This window comes from Pseudomonas sp. PDM28 (genome assembly GCF_019219115.1).
Classification (GTDB): Bacteria; Pseudomonadota; Gammaproteobacteria; order Pseudomonadales; family Pseudomonadaceae; genus Aquipseudomonas; species Aquipseudomonas laurylsulfatiphila.
Genome location: NZ_JAHUWG010000017.1, coordinates 1 through 18,771 on the forward strand (window position 1 = coordinate 1; position 18,771 = coordinate 18,771).

General features: G+C 62.4%; 16 protein-coding genes and 1 pseudogene. 5 read left to right on the forward strand and 12 right to left on the reverse strand.

Translation table 11 applies throughout. The features are described from left to right. The first annotated feature begins 830 nt into the window (after nt 1-830). Nucleotides 831-1,094, forward strand: coding sequence for a DUF6124 family protein (locus KW841_RS28875; RefSeq protein ID WP_218480692.1), 264 nt, complete (start codon nt 831-833; stop codon nt 1,092-1,094). Here KW841_RS28875 and KW841_RS28880 read toward each other — a convergent pair. The 5 genes from KW841_RS28880 to cpaB all read right to left on the reverse strand — a co-directional run bounded on the left by KW841_RS28880 (nt 1,091) and on the right by cpaB (nt 6,412). Then, nucleotides 1,091-1,981, reverse strand: coding sequence for a type II secretion system F family protein (locus KW841_RS28880; RefSeq protein WP_218480714.1), 891 nt, complete (start codon nt 1,979-1,981; stop codon nt 1,091-1,093). The genes KW841_RS28875 and KW841_RS28880 overlap by 4 nt on opposite strands. A gap of 2 nt (nt 1,982-1,983) precedes the next feature. Continuing rightward, nucleotides 1,984-2,868 carry a type II secretion system F family protein gene (locus KW841_RS28885; RefSeq protein ID WP_218480693.1) on the reverse strand — a complete coding sequence of 295 codons (885 nt, stop codon included), beginning with the start codon at nt 2,866-2,868 and terminating at the stop codon, nt 1,984-1,986. A 9-nt stretch (nt 2,869-2,877) separates the two neighbouring features. Beyond that, nucleotides 2,878-4,158, reverse strand: a complete 1,281-nt coding sequence (locus KW841_RS28890; RefSeq protein WP_007980918.1) for a CpaF family protein — start codon at nt 4,156-4,158, stop codon at nt 2,878-2,880. Next, nucleotides 4,155-5,345 carry a pilus assembly protein gene (locus tag KW841_RS28895; protein WP_218480694.1) on the reverse strand — a complete coding sequence of 397 codons (1,191 nt, stop codon included), beginning with the start codon at nt 5,343-5,345 and terminating at the stop codon, nt 4,155-4,157. The genes KW841_RS28890 and KW841_RS28895 overlap by 4 nt, the downstream gene beginning before the upstream one ends. A 119-nt stretch (nt 5,346-5,464) precedes the next feature. Then, nucleotides 5,465-6,412 (reverse strand): Flp pilus assembly protein CpaB, encoded by a 948-nt coding sequence (cpaB, locus tag KW841_RS28900; RefSeq protein WP_218480695.1) that lies wholly within the window; start codon nt 6,410-6,412, stop codon nt 5,465-5,467. A gap of 323 nt (nt 6,413-6,735) precedes the next feature. Here cpaB and KW841_RS28905 point away from each other — a divergent pair, with 323 nt between their 5' ends. Both KW841_RS28905 and KW841_RS28910 read left to right on the forward strand, forming a co-directional pair. Beyond that, nucleotides 6,736-6,933: a Flp family type IVb pilin gene (locus tag KW841_RS28905; protein ID WP_218480696.1), complete on the forward strand. Its 198-nt coding sequence runs from the start codon at nt 6,736-6,738 to the stop codon at nt 6,931-6,933. 75 nt (nt 6,934-7,008) lie between these two features. Further along, complete coding sequence (locus KW841_RS28910) at nt 7,009-7,422, forward strand: response regulator (RefSeq protein ID WP_007980910.1); 414 nt, start codon at nt 7,009-7,011, stop codon at nt 7,420-7,422. 557 nt (nt 7,423-7,979) lie between these two features. Here the strand turns inward: KW841_RS28910 and KW841_RS28915 are convergent. Next, on the reverse strand, nt 7,980-8,834 hold the full coding sequence (locus tag KW841_RS28915; RefSeq protein ID WP_218480697.1) for a MaoC/PaaZ C-terminal domain-containing protein: 855 nt from the start codon (nt 8,832-8,834) through the stop codon (nt 7,980-7,982). 2 nt (nt 8,835-8,836) lie between these two features. Then, on the reverse strand, nt 8,837-10,189 hold the full coding sequence (locus tag KW841_RS28920; RefSeq protein ID WP_218480698.1) for a 3-oxoacyl-ACP reductase: 1,353 nt from the start codon (nt 10,187-10,189) through the stop codon (nt 8,837-8,839). A 221-nt stretch (nt 10,190-10,410) separates the two neighbouring features. Here KW841_RS28920 and KW841_RS28925 point away from each other — a divergent pair, with 221 nt between their 5' ends. Beyond that, nucleotides 10,411-11,688: an acetyl-CoA C-acetyltransferase gene (locus tag KW841_RS28925; protein ID WP_218480699.1), complete on the forward strand. Its 1,278-nt coding sequence runs from the start codon at nt 10,411-10,413 to the stop codon at nt 11,686-11,688. A gap of 124 nt (nt 11,689-11,812) precedes the next feature. Here KW841_RS28925 and KW841_RS30185 read toward each other — a convergent pair whose 3' ends face one another. Beyond that, complete coding sequence (locus tag KW841_RS30185) at nt 11,813-12,580, reverse strand: methyl-accepting chemotaxis protein (protein WP_371319548.1); 768 nt, start codon at nt 12,578-12,580, stop codon at nt 11,813-11,815. 90 nt (nt 12,581-12,670) lie between these two features. Beyond that, nucleotides 12,671-13,861: pseudogene (locus KW841_RS30190) on the reverse strand (cache domain-containing protein); the annotation flags it as partial. A gap of 344 nt (nt 13,862-14,205) precedes the next feature. Between KW841_RS30190 and KW841_RS28935 the strand changes: the two are divergent. Continuing rightward, nucleotides 14,206-15,099, forward strand: a complete 894-nt coding sequence (locus tag KW841_RS28935; RefSeq protein WP_007980900.1) for a PA4780 family RIO1-like protein kinase — start codon at nt 14,206-14,208, stop codon at nt 15,097-15,099. Between the two features lie 196 nt (nt 15,100-15,295). On the opposite strand, the gene cueR is transcribed toward KW841_RS28935, so the two are convergent. From cueR to KW841_RS28950, 3 genes are all read right to left on the reverse strand, one after another. After that, complete coding sequence (gene cueR, locus KW841_RS28940; protein ID WP_007971839.1) at nt 15,296-15,709, reverse strand: Cu(I)-responsive transcriptional regulator; 414 nt, start codon at nt 15,707-15,709, stop codon at nt 15,296-15,298. Continuing rightward, nucleotides 15,706-18,099, reverse strand: a complete 2,394-nt coding sequence (locus KW841_RS28945; RefSeq protein WP_218480701.1) for a heavy metal translocating P-type ATPase — start codon at nt 18,097-18,099, stop codon at nt 15,706-15,708. Before KW841_RS28945 ends, cueR begins: the two co-directional genes overlap by 4 nt. A gap of 191 nt (nt 18,100-18,290) precedes the next feature. Next, nucleotides 18,291-18,674, reverse strand: a complete 384-nt coding sequence (locus KW841_RS28950; protein WP_007971844.1) for a hypothetical protein — start codon at nt 18,672-18,674, stop codon at nt 18,291-18,293. Nucleotides 18,675-18,771 lie beyond the last annotated feature (97 nt).

The following is an 18,771-nucleotide window of genomic DNA, read 5'->3' on the forward strand; positions in this document are numbered from 1 at the left end:
GCGAGCCTGCTCGCGAAGGCGGCCTGCCGGCCGACCTGAATCTGGCGGATGTACCTCGACCCTGTGGGAGCGAGCCTGCTCGCGAAGGCGGCCTGCCGGCCGACCTGAATCTGGCGGATGTACCTCGGCCCTGTGGGAGCGGGCTTGCTCGCGAAGGCGGCCTGCCGGCCGACCCGAATCTGGCGGATGTACCTCGACCCTGTGGGAGCGAGCTTGCTCGCGAAGGCGGCCTGCCGGCCGACCTGAATCTGGCAGATGTACCTCGACCCTGTGGGAGCGGGCTTGCTCGCGAAGGCGGCCTGCCGGCCGACCTGAATCTGGCGGATGTACCTCGGCCCTGTGGGAGCGGGCTTGCTCGCGAAGGCGGCCTACCGGCCGACCTGAATCTGGCGGATGTACCTCGACCCTGTGGGAGCGGGTTTGCTCGCGAAGGCGGCCTGCCGGCCGACCTGAATCTGGCGGATGTACCTCGACCCTGTGGGAGCGAGCTTGCTCGCGATGACGTCCTTCCAGCCAACACATTCCTGTGTAGTTTTCCTCAAATCCCCGGGAAATCTCCGACACGCTTTTCAGGTTGTCCGTCGGAAGCGCGATCTCTAGCCTTTGTCGGTCACTGCAAATTCAGTGATCGGGTTTGGTCGCCCGGGTTTAGAATGGCGCACAGTGCCGCGCGAGCGGCATTTTTGTGCTTGCTTAATGGCGAGCCGTGCGTGGGAGGGCCCAGGCCCTGCCGGGTTTCCATTCCCTGGTCGACCAACCTGCGTACAGTTCGCCACCCTTCTGCTTGGTCGCAGTGATGGCGAACTCCAATCCAAGAATGGAGCTTCACCATGATCAAACCCACCCCAAATCCCCCCAAACAATCTGTCCCCCGCAAACCCAGCACGATGTTCGTCATCGCTCCGGACATCGACACCGATACCCTGCTGGCCCACGCCTGTGAATCACTGGCGTCGGCGAGTGTGATGGCGAGTGATTTCGCGGGGTTTCTGCAGGGCTCGCAGCGCAATACGATGCTGGGGATTGCGCAGGTGATCATGCTGGGTGAGCTGGCGGTGAATCGGGCGCTGGATAATCTCGATCCGCAGGATTAGTGGACAAAGGCCCGACCCAGGGCCGTGAAGCCCGGGCCGGCCAGGACGATCAACAACGCCGGGAAGAGAAACAGCATCATCACGACGGACATCTTGGCGGACATCTTGGAGATGTATTCCTGCAGGCGCGTCAGGCGCCGGTCGTCGAGCAACTGTTTGAGCGCCAGCAGGGACTTCATCGCGCCGCCACCCTGATGGATCAATTGTTGAAGGATCACGCAGGTGTCGGTGAACTCGTCTACCGCAAGCAAGCGGGTGGTCTTGTTCAGCTCTTCGCCCAGTTCCAGGCCTGAATCGACGCGGGTCAGAATCAGGCGCAGTTCATGGGTCAGGGCGGGCAACAACTGCCTGCCCTCCTGGCTCAGTACACGCAGGGATTGCTCCACCGCCATGCCCGATTCGAACAGGGTGCGCAGCAGCGCGATGAAGGTCGAGGTTTCAGTGGCCAGTTGTTTTTGCCGACGCTGTGCAGCGGCGGCCAGCCAGCGCTTGGGCAACAGATAGCCCATGCAGGTGGCGAGCATCGGGGCGATCCAGTGGTTCTCCACATTCGGGTAGAACAGCCCCTGAATCAACAGGCACAAGGACAGCGCCAGCACCGGCACGCCCACCTGCAAGGCGGCGAACAGTGAGCGTTGGCGTACGCTGCGCCAGCCCAGGCGGTTGAGCAGGGTCTGGGTTTCGTTGTCCATCTTGACCGACTGTTGCCCCAGGCGACTGGCGCCCAGGGCTTGCAGCAGTTGGGTTAGGTGGCTATCACCCGGCGCCTTGCCATCGAGTCGCTGGGCCACCTGGCGTGCCCGTCGGCTTTGTTCTAGCAAAGCGCTGAGCAACAACAGTGCAGCCCCGAAAAGCAGCAGTGCGCTCATCAGCAAGAGCATCTTCATAGTCATAGGCTACGCAACATGCGCCAAAGCGCCAGGCAACCGATCACCTGAAATCCGAAGGCACTCGCCAGCATGGTTTGCCCCGAGCTGTCGTGCCACATGGAAAGCAGGTAGGTCGGATTGGTGAGTAGGAAATAGCCTGCGACCGAGACCGGCAGCAGGGCCAGGACCACGGCAGTGATACGGGTTTCGCCGGTCATGGCCTTCAACTGGCGTGCCGCTTGCTCGCGTTCGCGGATCATCTTGATCAGGTTTTCCAGCAGCTCACTGGCGTTGCCGCCGTAACGGTGGTTGACCTTCAAGCCGAGTGCGAGCAGGCGCAGTTCATCTTTTTCGTACAGCTCGGCGAAGTCCGAAGCGGCGTCTGCCAGGTTGACCCCCAGTTGCACATTGCGTTGAATCCGGCCCATGGCATTTTTCAGTGGGTCTTCGGCCGCATCGATGGCGCCGAGGACGGCATCGGCCAGGGTCCGCCCGGACTTCAGGCTGCGCACGGCATGGTCGAGCACCATCGGCAGCTGTTCGATCATGCGACTGAGGCGACGCTGGTAACGCCAGCTGACGAACAGTCGTAACGCCACCGGAGGCACCAGCAGCACCAGCAGCGCGCCGATCCAGCCACCCAGGGCAATTCCCAGCAGCACCCCGAGTATCCAGAACACCAGCCATTGACCCAGGCGTTCGGTGGGGCGTCCGAGTCCGGCGCGCAGGAACGCGCGCTCAAGGCCCGCCCATGACGACTTCTGCTCGACCCGCAGCAGTTGCCCCTGGCTCAGGCGTCCCAGAATCCGTTCGTTGCCGGTCTGGCGCAAGCCGTTATAGAGCAGGCGCAGCGCCAGGCCGAGAAAGATCAGGCAAACGAGGATGAGCAGCGCCGGTTTGAGCATGCCGTGGCCTCAATACGCCGAGGGAGACAGCGCCGAGTCCCGGCGCAGTTTGTCGCCAGCCGGGTTCACAGCTTCGCGCAGGAAACCAAACCCGGTGTGGCGGTCGAAACGGAACAGCGTGTTGGTGACATACACGTCGTCGCGCACACCCACGACTTCCACCACTTCGCTGACGCAGCGGCGGCCGTCGGGCATGCGCGTGAGCTGGATGACCACGTCGAGCGCCGCGCAGATCATCTGCCGCAGGGTGCGCTCGGCGATGCTGCGGCCGGTCAGGCCCACCAGGGTCTCCAGGCGCAGCAAAGCATCCTGGGCATTGTTGGCGTGTACGGTACTCATCGAGCCGTCGTGGCCGGTGTTCATCGCGGTCAACACATCGACCACTTCGACGCCGCGAATCTCGCCGAGGATGATCCGGTCCGGGCGCATCCGCAGGGCGTTGCGAATAAGGTCGCTGGCTTTTACTTCGCCATGGCCTTCGGCATTCGGTGGACGGGTTTCCAGGCGCACGACGTGAGGGTGGCCCAGTTGCAGTTCGGCGACATCTTCGATGGTGACCAGGCGTTCCTGAGGGTTGATCAACTGGCTGAGAATGTTCAGCAGCGTGGTCTTGCCGGTGCCGGTGCCGCCGCTGATCAGGATGTTGCAACGTTTGCCCACGGCTTCCTGAATGAATTCGAAGATCGCGTGATCGATGGTTTGCATCGCCACCAGGTCAGAGCTTTTGAGCATGTCTTGGCGGAACTTGCGGATCGACAGGCACGGACCATCGAGGGCTATCGGCGGAATGATGGCGTTGACCCGGCTGCCGTCCGGCAGGCGCGCGTCGACCATGGGCGAAGACTCGTCGAGCCGTCGGCCCAGGGGCGCGAGAATTCGTTGCATGACACGTTCGACGTGGTGCGAATCGATAAAACGCAAGTCACTCAGATGCAGCAAGCCTTCGCGTTCGACAAATACCCGGTGTGGACCGTTGACCAGAATCTCGGTCACCGCCGGGTCGCGCAGCAGTACTTCCAACGGGCCGAAACCGGTGAGTTCGTCGACGATCTCCTCGGCCAGACGCTCCATCTCATAGCGGGAAATCGCCAGGTGCAAGCGCGCGATGTACTCGGCCACCTTGTCGATCACGAATTGCGACAGCGCCTGGCGCGTGCCTTCCAGCAGGTTTTTCCCCGACTCTTCGATGGCGTCGATGATGTAGCGATGCAGCACCAGTTTCAGACCTTCGTGGTCGGTATTGCCGACCGCGCCGCGATGGGGGGAGCCGAAGAGTTTTTCACTGCTCATTGTGCGCCCCTCAAGCGGTTGAACCAGCCGGTCTTGGGTTTGACCAGGCCTTCGGAGTGCCTGGCCAGGCGCTCGCCGAGTGCGCGCAGACTCTGGGTGAGACCCTCGCGCGGGGCCAGTTCGAACAAGGTGAGGCCCTGGTTCTTGGCGTTGAGCCGCACTTCCGGGCTGTAGGCGAGGGTGGCGATGATCTCCAGGCCAAACGTCTTGCCCAGGGTATCGGAGTCCGGTGCGACGTTGCGCAGGTAGCGGTCCACGAGCAATTTGGCGTGATCGAGCTTCATGCCTTTTTCGCGCCACAAGTTGAGCACCGTGAGGTTGCGGCGGCAGTCGAGCACGTTCTGATCGGTGTACCACAGCAGTTTGTCGCAATGGCTGACGAAGGTGCGCAGCGCTTCACTGTCGGGTTGGCCGGTGAGGTTTACCACGATGTGCTGGAAGTGTTGGCGCAGGGCGCTGAGCAACATGTACAGCTCGGCGGCACTGGTGTGCTCCAGCGGTTCATCGCCAGTGGCGTAGGCGAGGATGCGCAGCCCGGCTTCGCAACTGGTGAAGGCGCTGTCGATCAGCGTCGCGTCCAGGCGTCGCAAGTGGCGCAATGCGTCGCCGAAATGAAACGAGCTTTCAAGGCCCAGCAGCGCCAGGCTATCGCCCCGGGGCAGTCCAAGGTCCAGCAGCAGCGTGTGCTGTCCGCTTTTTTGCACCACTTGCGCCATGTGCGTGGCCAGTAACGCGCCGTCGGCGCTGCTCTGCACGCCATACAGCACGGTCAGGCGGCCCAGGTGCGTGTTCGGCGCGACAGCGGGCAGGCGTTTGCTCAGGCGTCGCACCAGCCCCGCGACTTCACTTGAGCGTGAACCATAGGCCACGAAATCCCTGGCCCCGGCGCGCATCGCATTGAGTACAAGCTGGTTGTCCATGCCGTCGCCCAGCGCGACGATCGCCAGCATCGGCTTGGCTTCCAGCGCGCCTTCGATCAGCGCGCTTTGGGTGACCACGTGGTCGCGGTCCAGGCCGATGAACACCAGGCTGGCGCAGGTCACGTCCACCAGTGCCAACAGTTCGTCGAGGCTGCCGCCACCGGCGCTGACCACCTGGCCCAAGGGCGCAAGGGCGCCTTGCAGCCATTCCAGGTCGGTGCTGTTACGCGTGATCGCGAGGAAGGTTTGACTCAGGTTCTGGCTCATTGCGATAACTCGCTACGTGATATCGCACTTGCCGGCAGGCCGCCGGGCAAAGTGGCCCGGATCAAGCCGTTGAACAATGGCGTAAGAGGTCTGCGCATGGAAAGGCATCCTTGCTCGACTCAGGGTGTTTGTTGAGTGATCTCGTTACCGCGAATGACTTCCACGCTCTGCTTGCGCGGCGCGGCGCCAGGGCTGGTCGTGACAGGTTTGGGTGGCCCGGTCATGGCCAACTGGCTGAATTGCAACAACTCGCGGTTGGCATTGGCCAGGTTGGCGGCAGAGTTGCTTTCGCCGGCCCAGTAGCGCGCCAGGCGTTTCTCATCGGCGCTGCGCACGGCCAGGCGCAGCACGCCGGCCTGGGTCGCGAGCATCAGGCGGCTCACCAGTTGTTCAGGAACGGCGAGCAACACGGTCCTGGCTGCGGCGCGCGATTGATCCTGTTTGAGTTTTTCCTCGGCGTTGCGTGCCGGGCTGGAAGGCTGGCCGTCGTTGGTCAACCCCAACTGTTCGCCGACCCCGAGCACCCGCAAGGCCGGCACCACGAGTTGGGCCGTTGGCTGCGGATTGAGGGTGTCCATGCGCAGGAACAGCAATACATCGACATAGTCGCCCGGCGTCAGTTGCCCGCCGACAATGACCACTTCGTCCGTGGCGACCGCCAGGGCGCGTTCATTGGGGCGGATCATCCGCGACAGCTTGCTGCCGGCTTCGAAGCTTTCGTCGTTGAGCCAGCTGCCGGCGCTGAGGGCGCGCCAAGGGGTGCGGCCAATCGCCTGGTCGAGGCTGGTCAGGCTGCCGGCCGGGGCGGTGTGCAATTGTTCCAGCACGACATCGGCGGCGGTGATCGGCGTATAGGGCGCGACATCGTTGACCAGCACGACCACGGGATGGCGGGTCGGGTCATTTGTCGACAGTGGCGCCTGCGCGATGGCCAGCGGTGCATTGACGGTGGATTGGGCAACGACCTCGGGGGCCGGTTGACGACTCAATGTGAGTCCCCAGTAACCGGTAATGATGGCGCCGACCAGAAACAATCCGGCGAGACCCAGAGTGACACGGCTGTTCATGAAGGCTCTCCCTTTCCTGCTGCGCAAACCCCGTCAATTCCAACGAGACAACTTCGCAATCAGGCAGCTATGAACATGGAACTATTTTGCTATTTGACCGTAGCGCAGGTAGAGCAAAATGCCATTAGCGCGGGGGAAAATATCTAACGAAAGTACAAAGTTGCGAAAAAACGACCCGTTTTTGACGTCAACGAAACGGTTAATACTTTAGTGTTAATGCGTATTTACAGTTGTTGGGCCGCGGAATGCCGACAATGCTGGTGCTGGCACTGGGGAATCATGTTGCGTCCGTGCAACACCCGTCGTCGTCCAGGAGAAATGTCATGTCTTTTTCCAAGCTTGTCGAGAAGGTCAAATCCGGGGTCGCTTTTTACAAGGGCCTGGCCAAGGATACCGAGGGTGCGTCCGGTATCGAGTACGCGATCATTGCCGCCATGGTCGCGGTGGTGCTCGCCGGTTTCAGCCCGGGTGTCCAGAGCGCCATCACGGCCACGTTCAACACTATTCAAGCGGCGCTGTGACAAGGAAGTCGACAATTTGCTGTCGCTTCACAGGGTTTCTAACGCCAGCGCTTCGTCCATTGCAGGTGTCACCTCATGAACGCTCATGCTCAGCCACGCCAACAGCTGCTTCTGGTGGATGACGAAGAGGACGCATTGCTTGAGTTGGCGGAGCTGCTGGAGGGTGAGGGGTTCAATTGTTTTACCGCCACTTCGGTCAAGCTTGCGCTGCAGCATCTGACCCGGCACCCCGACATCGCTTTGGTGATCACTGATTTGCGCATGCCGGAGGAGAGCGGCATGTCGTTGATCAGGCGCTTGCGCGAGCATACGTCTCGCGAACATTTGCCGGTGATTGTGATGTCGGGGCATGCGGGCATGGATGATGTCAGTGATATGTTGCGCTTGCAGGTGCTGGATCTTTTTCGCAAGCCGATTTATCACGTGCGGTTGTTGGAGACGTTGAATAATCTGTTTCCGTTGCCGCAGGTTTATTTGGTCAAGGGGTGATTGGGTGACCTCTGGGTTGAGTACATATCCGGTTCTTCGGTAACGGCGACTTATGGTTTCGCCCTTACGGCGAGTCCCTTTTGTCAAACGACACAAAAGGAACCAAAAAGTCTCGCCCCTTACGTACGGCCCCTCGCTGAGGCTCGGGGTTCCTTCGCTGCGGTATTCATCCGGGGGCATTGCCCTCCGGTCGGCTTCGCTTCGACCTACATGCAATGAGTTCGACTGCGTCGAACGGCGCTGCGCGCCCATCCCCGGATGAACACCTCCGCTCAGCCTGCCGAGGGGGCGGGTGGATCAAGATCAAGAGCTGCAGGCGAGCTAACGCTCGGCCTGATGAGTGGTGAGAAGCGGCGCGGTGTGGGCTGCTCTGCTTTTGCTCTTCTGTGGGAGCGAGCCTGCTCGCGAAGGCGGCTTGAAAGTCGACCTGAACCTGGCGGATGTACCTCGACCCTGTGAGAGCGGGCTTGCTCGCGAAGGCGGCCTGCCGGCCGGCCTGATTATCTGGATGTACGCAGCCCGGCGAGAGCAAGCCCTCGCCACAAACATCGGCCTTGTCAGGCCACCGGCCGCCAGTACCCGACCATGTGCTCCAGCTCTCCGACACCCACCAACTCAAACTCCCCGCTCGCCCCCGGCTCGCTGGCGAGCAACGTCACCTCACTGGGCAGCCGTACCGGCTTCTTGAACTGCACTGCGATCTCGACGTTCGCCACAGGCAGATGCCCGGCCAGTGCCGCCAGTGTGCGCGCCTTGTTCCACAGGCCGTGGGCGATGGCGGTCGGGAAGCCGAAGAGTCGGGCGCTGGCCGCGCTCAGGTGGATCGGGTTGTAGTCGCCGGACACCTTGGCGTATTGCCGACCGATGTCGGAGGGCGCTTTCCAGTGCTCGACTTCGTTCATGTCCAGATTCGTTACCAGGTTCTCCTCAAGCGGTTCGCCCTCGAGTTTGACGCCGCGGCAGAGCATCCGGCTTTGTGCCTCCCACAGCGACCCCAGTTGATCGTCGAGGGTGGTCAGCAAATCGAACGTCGCGCCTTTGGCGTGGGGTTGCAGGTTCTGCACCTGCACGCTGACACGCGCCCGATTCACCCCGCCCATGGGGCGCAGCACGCGAATTCGATTGCTCAGGTGAATCAGGCCCAGCAGCGGGAACGGGAAGTCCCTGGCCGTGAGCAATTGCATCTGCAAGGCAAAGCCGAGGATATGCGGATAGGTCGGCGGCAGCAGGCCGTTGTCGGCGAAGCCACAGACCGTGCGATAGGCCGCCAGGCGTTTGGGATCGACGTCGACCCAGCAGCGCAAACCCGAATCGGGCAGGGTGGTGCCGGTGATTTTTCGCCGTGTCGCCGCTCGAGCGTACAACCCCGGGAGGCTGGGTTCGCGGTTGAGAGTGTGCCAGTCGGTGATCATCCTCAAGCCCCCAGAACGCTTTGCCCGCATACGCGCAACGCTTGCCCGGTGAATGCGCCGGTACCCGGTTGCGCGAGCCAGGCCACGGCTTCGGCGACGTCCTGTGGCAGGCCGCCCTGGCCGAGGGAGCTCATGCGCCGTCCGGCTTCGCGCAGGCCGAAGGGTATGTGCGCGGTCATTTGCGTTTCGATGAATCCGGGTGCCACGGCGTTGATGCTGATGCCGCGCTCGGTGAGCAGCGACGCCCAGGCTTGTGCCAGGCCAATGAGCCCGGCCTTGCTCGCTGCGTAGTTGGTTTGCCCGCGATTGCCGGCGATACCGCTGATGGAGGCCAGCAGAATCACCCGGGCGTTGTCGTGCAGGGTGTTGCTATCGAGCAGGGCTTTGGTCAGCACTTGCGGTGCGTTGAGGTTGACGGCCAGTACGGCGTCCCAGAAGTCCGGGGTCATGTTGGCCAGGGTTTTATCGCGGGTGATGCCGGCGTTGTGCACCACGATGTCGAGGCCGTCGGGCAACTGTTCGATCAACTGCGCGGCGGCGTCTTCGGCGCAGATGTCGAGGCTGATGCTCCGCCCGCCGAGGCGTGCGGCGAGGGCATCAAGGTCGGTTTTGGCCGCCGGCACGTCGAGCAGGATGACGTCGGCACCGTCACGGGCCAGGGTTTCGGCGATGGCGGCACCAATGCCGCGTGCTGCGCCGGTAACCAGTGCCTTGCGCCCGGCGAGCGGGCGCGTCCAGTCGCTGACGGGCGTCGAGCACGGATTCAGGCGAATGACCTGCCCGGACACGAAGGCGCTTTTCGGCGAGAGGAAAAACCGCAGCGGACCTTCCAGTTGCGCCTCGGCCCCTTTGCCGACATAGATCAATTGCAGGGTGCCACCGCTGCGCAGTTCCTTGGCCAGGGAACGGCTGAAACCTTCCAGGGCACGTTGCGCACTGGCGGCGAAGGGGTCACGCAGGGTTTGCGGATCGCGTCCGAGAATCACCAGGTGCGCACAGTGATCGAGGTTCTTCATCAACGGCTGGAAGAACTCGCGCAGTTGCATGAGCTGATCGGTGTGCAGCAGGTCACTGGCGTCGAACACCACGGCCTTGAGTTTCGGTCCGTGGCCGGGAATCCAGGCCGTGGCCATCGAAGGCTCGGTGCCGTAGCTGTAGATCGCGTCGGTCAGGCGGTTGGCGAAAGCGCTGACGTGTTCCGCCAATGGCCCGCCGCCGATCAGCAGCGCACCTTCCACGGGCCGCAGCCGGCCTGCCTGCCAGCGCTCCAGTCGAGTCGGTGTCGGCAACCCCAGGGCACCAACCAGGCGATGGCCGATGGACGAATTGGCGAAGTCGATATAGCGGTCAGACATGGAACGCGCTCCGAAAGCTGGGGTTCAAAGTGTGGACCATGAATGGCGATCAGTCGTTCGATCCACGAGATAAGGCCTACGCTTGGTTACATTGTAGGAGCGAGCTTGCTCGCGATGGCGGTTTATCAGGCATACAAAATTTGACTGACAGACCGCCATCGCGAGCAAGCTCGCTCCCACAGGGGACCTTGCTCACATTTAAAATTTTCCAGAGGCTTTATATGACCCAGCTGCGCCGCGTCGCGATCATCGGCGGTAACCGGATTCCTTTCGCCCGCTCCAACGGCCCCTACGCCACGGCCAGTAACCAGGTGATGCTCACCGCTACCCTCGAAGGCCTGATCGAGCGTTACAATCTGCATGGCCAGCGCATCGGCGAAGTGGTCGCCGGCGCCGTGCTCAAGTTGGCGCGGGACATGAACCTCACACGCGAGTGCGTGCTCGGCTCGCGGTTGTCGCCCGCTACCCCGGCCTATGACATCCAGCAGGCGTGCGGCACCGGGCTGGAAGCGGCGTTGCTGGTGGCGAATAAGATTGCCCTGGGCCAGATCGATTGCGGCATCGCCGGTGGCGTGGACACCACCTCGGATGCACCGATCAGCGTCAGCGAAGGGCTGCGCAAAATCCTCCTGCAAGCCAATCGCGCGAAAACCACCGGCGACAAACTGAAGACCTTCCTGCAATTGCGCCCCAAACATCTGATCCCCGAGTTCCCGCGCAACGGTGAGCCGCGCACGGGGTTGTCCATGGGGCAGCACTGCGAGCTGATGGCCCAGACCTGGAACATCCCTCGCGAAGCCCAGGACCAATTGGCGCTCGAAAGCCATCAGAAACTGGCGGCGTCCTACGCCGAAGGCTGGCACAACGACCTGATGACGCCGTTCCTGGGGCTCACCCGCGACAACAACCTGCGCCCGGATTCGACCCTGGAAAAGCTCGCGGCACTCAAGCCGGCCTACGAGAAAAGCGCCAAGGGCACCCTGACCGCGGGCAACTCCACGCCGCTGACCGACGGGGCGTCACTGGTGCTGCTGGGCAGCGAGGAATGGGCGAAGGCGCGAGGGTTGCCGATTCTTGCCTACTGGCGCGACGGCGAGGCGGCGGCGGTGGATTTCGTCAACGGTGCCGAAGGGTTGTTGATGGCGCCGGTCTACGCCGTGCCGCGCTTGCTCGCGCGCAATGGCCTGACCCTGCAGGACTTCGACTACTACGAAATCCACGAAGCCTTCGCCGCGCAAGTACTGTGCACATTGAAGGCCTGGGAGGATCCGCAGTACTGCAAAACCCGTCTCGGGCTCGATGCACCGTTGGGCTCGATTGACCGCAGTCGGCTCAACGTCAAGGGCAGTTCACTGGCGGCGGGGCATCCGTTTGCCGCCACGGGCGGGCGCATCGTCGCCAACCTGGCGAAGTTGCTGGATGTGGCGGGCAAGGGGCGGGGGCTGATTTCGATTTGCGCGGCGGGCGGGCAGGGGGTGACCGCGATCATCGAACGCTGAGTTAAAACAACTGTGGGAGCGGGCTTGCTCGCGATGAGGCCATCAGCTTCAACATCTATGTTGCCTGATATACCGCCATCGCGAGCAAGCTCGCTCCCACAGGGTTTGGGGGTGTGCCGGCTGATCAGGTACGGAACCTGCGCACCAACCCGTCCAGCTCGTTCGACAGCCCGGCCAGGCTCTGGGAGTCCAGGCGTGCCGAGTTGGCCAGTTCCGCCACCAGTTGCGCATCGCCATGGATCTGGCTGATGTGCCGGTTGATGTCTTCGGCCACTTGATGCTGCTGTTCCGCTGCCGTGGCGATCTGGGTGTTCATGTCGCGGATCACGTCCACCGACTCGCGAATCTGCCCGAAGCTGTTGCGCGCCTCACCGATGCGCGTCACCGATTGCTGGGACACTTCAAGGCTGGCGTGCATCTGTTGGGTCACCTGGCTGGTGCGTTTGGCCAGGTTGCCCAGCAGTCCGTCGATCTCCGCCGTGGAGTCGGCCGTGCGCTTGGCCAGGGCCCGCACTTCGTCGGCCACCACGGCAAAGCCGCGTCCCTGTTCACCGGCCCGTGCCGCTTCGATTGCGGCGTTCAGCGCCAGCAGGTTGGTCTGTTCGGCGATCGACCGGATGGTCCCGAGGATCGACTGAATGTCATTGCTGTCACGCTCCAGTTGTTGCATCGACTGGGCCGACTGTTCGATTTCCTGGCTCAGGCGATCAACGCTGTTCACCGCCGCATCGATCTGTTGCTGACCTTCGCGCGCCTGGCGCTGGCCACTGTCGGCGGACTCCGCCGCCTGGCTGCAAGAGCGCGCAACTTCGTTGGCGGTGGCGACCATTTCGTGGAACGCCGTGGACACCATGTCCACCGCTTCACGCTGGCGTCCGGCGGCTTCGGCCATGTCACTGGAGACCTGGGTCGAACTCTTGGACGTGGCGAGGATCTTGCCCGCTGCGCCGCCGATGTTCTGGATCAGGTTGCGAATCGCGGTCAGGAACTGGTTGAACCAGTTGGCCAGCTGCGCGGTTTCGTCGTTGCCACGGATTTGCAGGTTCTGGGTCAGGTCGCCTTCGCCTTGGGCGATGCCTTCCAGGCCGCTGGCCACGCTGCGGATGGGACGCACGATGAGGCTGGCAAAACTGGCGCCGACGATGGCGAAGATGACGGCCAGGACGGCAGCGATGATGGCGATCAACCAGGTCAACTGGGTCGCGGAACTCATCACGTCGTTCTGTTTGATCAGACCGATGAAGGTCCAGCCCAGTTGCTCCGACGGCCAGACGTTGGCCATGTAGCGCTCGCCGTTCAACTCCACTTCCACCAGGCCCTTGCCGGCCTTGGCCAGTTGCGCGTAGCCGTCGCCCAGGCTGTTCAGCGGTTTGAAGTTGTGTTCTGGTTGTTTCGGATCCACCAGGACCATGCCGGTGTTTTCCAGCAGCATCAGGTAGCCGGTTTCACCGAGCTTGATCTGTTTGACGATTTCGGTGAGCTGCTTGAGCGTCACGTCGATGCTGACCACTCCACCGTTGGTGCCCAGCTTGTTGTCGATGGTGCGCACGGTGCTGACGTAGGTCGCGTCGTCCTGGGCCCAGTAGTAGGCCTCAGTGCGGAACGGCTTGCCCGGTTTGGCCTGGGCGGCCTTGTACCAGGGACGCTGGCGCGGGTCGTAGTTGTTCAGCTTCGGATCATCCGGCCAAGACACGTAGCCGCCCGCCGCCGTGCCGAGGATGGCATAGGCGTAGGCCGGGTGGCTGTTGCCCAGGTCCTGGAGCAGGGTGAAGACTTTCTTGTCCATCTCGCCCTGGGGAACGCTTTCGGCGTTGGCAGCCATGTAAGTCTTGAGGCTGTCGTCGGAGTTTCGGATCAGCGGCTGCTTGGCCAGGTAATCGACGTTCTGGCTGATGCCGTCAAAGAACAATTGCATGGCGTTGCTGACCTGACGAATCTCGCGGGCACTGCCGTCGATAAATTCGTCTCTGGCATCACTGCGCAGGTTCAGCACAACGAGGGTGGCGACCAGCACCACGGGCAGGCAGGCGATGATTGCAAACGCCCAGGTCAACTTCTGTTTGATGTTCATCCGCGCTCCAGATTTTCTTGTAGGCCCACGCAGTGCAGATGACTCGCGGTTTATTGGCAGCCGTAATCGTTCTTGGTCAACCCGGGTCCTTGAGTGCGGCATCGCTTTTGTTGTGGCAGCGATTGTCGGACAAATCACTTTGTCACTAAGGACTTCGGCTGTTCTCGGCGGAAATTGAGGCCTGTTGAGAAAAATCCTACGGAAGGCTAGAGAGGTGGTGTCAGCTTCTGTCGCAATTGCCCTCAATGTCCTTGCACAACAAGTGACGCAGGCTCGGCTATGATCCGGAGCGACCCGTGGCGGTCGTCGGTTTTACCTGTTGAAATCGGCACATTGTGTGCTTGTGCAATGTTCATAAGTCGGCAACCCCTCCCCCCCGTGAGTGGATTGCCGTATAACGAATGACTTTCGCGTGTTTGGTAATAAAGGACCCACAATAAAAGCTGATGAAGACTCCAAAACGCATTGAACCCCTGATCGAGGACGGTCTGGTCGACGAGGTGCTGCGCCCACTCATGAGTGGTAAAGAAGCAGCTGTTTATGTGGTGCGCTGCGGTAACCAGTTACGTTGCGCGAAGGTCTACAAGGAGGCGAACAAACGCAGTTTTCGTCAGGCGGCCGAGTATCAGGAAGGCCGCAAGGTGCGCAACAGCCGTCAGGCCCGGGCGATGGCCAAAGGCTCCAAGTTTGGCCGCAAGGAAACCGAAGACGCTTGGCAGAACGCTGAAGTGGCGGCGCTGTTCCGTCTGGCCAATGCCGGTGTGCGGGTGCCCAAGCCGTATGACTTCCTCGAAGGCGTACTGCTCATGGAACTGGTGGCCGACGAGTACGGTGATGCCGCGCCGCGTCTGAACGATGTGGTGCTGGAACCGGACCAGGCACGGGAATATCACGCGTTCCTGATTTCGCAGATCGTGCTGATGCTGTGTACCGGTCTGGTGCACGGCGATCTGTCCGAGTTCAACGTGCTGCTGACGCCGACCGGCCCGGTGATCATCGACCTGCCACAAGCGGTGGATGCGGCGGGCAACAACCATGCGTTCAGCATGCTGGAGCGCGACGTGGGCAACATGGCGTCCTACTTCGGACGGTTTGCGCCGGAATTGAAAAAGACCAAGTACGCCAAGGAAATGTGGGCCTTGTACGAGGCTGGCACCTTGCACCCGGCCAGCGTCCTGACCGGCGAGTTCGCCGACACGGAGGAGTTGGCCGACGTGGGCGGCATCATGCGCGAAATCGAGGCCGCACGCCTGGATGAAGAGCGCAAGCAAGCGGCACGCGCGGCGGACGATGCGCCGCCGGGCAAGACCGAAGAACCGCCTCCACCGTGGATGCAGTGATCGGCTAAAGAAAAACCCGGCTTCGGCCGGGTTTTTTGTGGGGGCAGATCCAACACCTCTGTCGCCTGGCAGTCCGCCATCGCGGGCAAGCCCGCTCCCACAAGGATCGAGGCTGCCCACACATGTTTCATACATCCACAAACCCTGTGGGAGCGGGCTTGCCCGCGATGGCGGTGGCACATCCACCATCAATGTGTCAGGCCCGAGCCGGTCCAGCACAACACCCCGACTCCAGATTCTTCAGGATCGGGCAATCCGGCCGATGGTCGCCATGGCAGTGCTCAACCAGATCCTGCAACGTATCGCGCAACTGCCCCAGTTCACGGATCTTCCGGTTCAGTTCATCGATATGCTGACGGGCCAAAGCCTTCACATCGGCGCTGGCGCGCTGGCGGTCTTGCCAGAGGGTCAGCAACTTGCCGACTTCCTCCAGGGAAAACCCCAGATCCCGCGAGCGCTTGATGAACGCCAGCGTGTGCAGATCGTCATCGCCATACACCCGATAACCGCTGTCGGTTCGATGGGCCGCCTTGAGCAGGCCGATGGATTCGTAATAACGGATCATCTTTGCGCTCAGGCCACTGTGGCGGGCCGCTTGGCCGATGTTCATCGGTTGTCCTCCAGGTCCTTGGGTTTCCAGGTTTTCAACAGTAGCGCATTGCTTACCACGCTGACGCTCGACAAGGCCATGGCTGCACCGGCCAGCACTGGATTGAGGAAGCCAAACGCCGCCAGCGGAATGCCAATCAGGTTATAGACGAAAGCCCAGAACAGGTTCTGCCGAATCTTGGCGTAGGTCTTGCGGCTGATCTCCAATGCAGCTGGTACCAGTCGCGGATCGCCGCGCATCAGGGTGATGCCGGCCGCGTGCATGGCGACGTCGGTGCCGCCACCCATGGCGATGCCGATGTCGGCGGCGGCCAGTGCCGGGGCGTCATTGATGCCGTCGCCGACCATCGCCACCACGCCGGTTTCTTTCAGGGCGGTGACGGTGGCGGCTTTGTCCGCCGGCAGCACTTCGGCATGCACGTCCTGGATGCCCAGCGCCTCGGCCACCACCTTGGCGCTACCGCGATTGTCGCCGGTCAGCAGGTGGCTGTTGATGTTCCGTGCGCTCAGTTGCTGCACCGCTTGCAGCGCGCCGGGCTTGAGGGTGTCACCGAAGGCGAACAGGCCCAGCACCTGCGGTTCGGGGGATTGTTCGATCAGCCAGGACAAGGTCCGGCCTTCTTGTTCCCACGCGATTGCCGAGTCGGCCAACGATCCGGCGTTCAAGCCGCTGTCCTCCAGCAGGCGACGATTACCCAGGGCCAGGCGACGACCCTCCAGTGTGCCGGCAATGCCGCGGCCGGTCAGGGACTGGCTTTCGCTGACGTCGGCCACCTTCAAGTGGCGTTCGGCGCAGGCATCCAGAACAGCCTTGGCCAACGGATGCTCACTGCCGCGTTGCAGGGCGCCGGCCAGTTGCAGCAGGCTCGCTTCATTGCCGTCGATCGCACTCAGATGAGCAATGCGCGGGGCGCCGGAGGTCAGGGTGCCGGTCTTGTCGAACACCACTGCGCTGACTTCATGGGCGCGCTCCAGGGCTTCGGCGTCCTTGATCAGAATCCCGTAGCGTGCCGCTACGCCGGTGCCGGCCATGATCGCCGTCGGCGTGGCCAGGCCCAGTGCGCAAGGGCAGGCGATCACCAGCACCGCCACGGCGTTGATCAGCGCGGTTTCCATCGGCGCGCCATACAGCAGCCACCCGAGCAAAGTCGCCAAGGCAATCACCAGCACGGTGGGTACGAATACCTGGCTGACTTTATCCACCAGTTTCTGGATCGGTGCCTTTGCGGCCTGGGCGTCTTCCACCAGGCGGATGATCCGTGCCAGTACGGTTTCCGCACCGAGGGCCTGGGTCCGTACCAGCAACCGGCCTTCACCGTTGATCGCGCCGCCCGTGACTTTGTCGCCGGGCTGTTTGGGCACCGGCAGGCTCTCGCCACTGATCAGGGCTTCGTCGGCGTGGCTCTGGCCTTCTATCACTTCGCCATCAACCGGGAAGCGCTCACCGGGTTTGACCATCACCAGGTCATTGAGGCGCAGGGCGCTGATGGCGACTTCCTGCTCGCGGCCATCAAGCACCTGAATCGCTCGCTCCGGGCGCAAGGCTTCGAGGGCGCGGATGGCGCTGGCGGTCTGGCGCTTGGCGCGGCTTTCCAGGTACTTGCCCAGCAATACCAGGGCGATCACCACCGCCGAGGCTTCGAAATACAGGTGCGGCATGCGCCCGGCGGCGGTGGCCCATTCATACACACTCAAGCCATAACCGGCGCTGGTGCCCAGGGCCACCAGCAAATCCATGTTGCCGGCCCCGGCGCGTACGGCTTTCCAGGCCGCGACGTAAAACCGTGCACCGAAGATGAATTGCACCGGCGTGGCCAAGGCGAATTGCGCCCAGGCCGGGAGCATCCAGTGCACGCCGAACGGTTGCAGCAGCATCGGCAAGACCAGCGGCAAGGCGAGGACGATGGCCATGATCAAGGCCAGGCGTTCGCGATGCAGGCGCTGTTGCTGATTGTCGGCCGGCGGGTGTTCGGCTTCCCATACGCTGGCGGCGTAACCGGCCTTGGTCACGGCCGCGATCAAGGTTTGCGGATCGACCTGGCCGAGCAGTTCAAGGTGGGCGCGTTCGTTGGCCAGGTTGACGCTGACGCTTTTCACGCCTGCCACCTTGCCTAGCGCCCGCTCGACCCGACCGACGCAGGACGCGCAGGTCATGCCGTCGATGCTCAGCTCCAGATTTTGCTGCGGCACGCTGTAGCCGGCCTTGGCCACGGCATCCATCAGGGCCGGCAGGCTGTCGCTGGGTGCCTGGACCCGAGCCTGTTCAGTGGCAAGGTTGACGCTGACGGCACTGGCGCCAATGACTTTGCTCAAGGCGCGCTCGACACGCCCGGCGCAACTGGCGCAGGTCATGCCGGCAATCGGCAGGTCGAACGTGGTGGATTCGGACATCGGTCGCACTCCCTGTAGTAGATGACCACAGGATCAACCTTGCCATGCTGGCAAGGTCAAGTGCCAATCTTAGACGTGCCACTGAGTGAATGTGGGAGCGGGCTTGCTCGCGAAGGCGTCGTGTCAGTCGACATCAATGTTGCATGACACACCGCTTTCGCGAGCAAGCCCGCTCCCACAAGGGTTGTGGGTCAGTAGCCGAGACCGGCGCGTTTCAGGTACATGCCTTCCTGCGTCATCGCGATCCGGTACTTGAGCACATCGCCGGCCTTGAGCTGGATGTCCTGCGACCCCGGCGCGAGCATGCCCGGATTGCAACCCGGCATCTGCCCCGGGAGTAACTTGAGGCGCAGCGAGACGACGCCGGGCGGCAGGTTGAACGAGGTGCTCTGCTCCTGAAACAGCCGCGCCGCCAATTGGTCCTGGATGTACACACCGATCTCGCAGCTGGTCGCGACTTCCAGGCGCTCGCGGGAAATGATCAGCACGCCATAATCCTGACCGGCAGCATTGACCGAAGGCACTGCGGCGAAAAGGCTGAGAAAGCCAAACAGGCTGAAAACCGACCAGCGCATGGCTGAATCTCCTGAGTTCGAGTCATTGATGGACGCAGCTTGGCCGAGCGTAGCGCCGATTGCCAGCCCGGCAGCTAACTTCAGAACTTGACCTTGC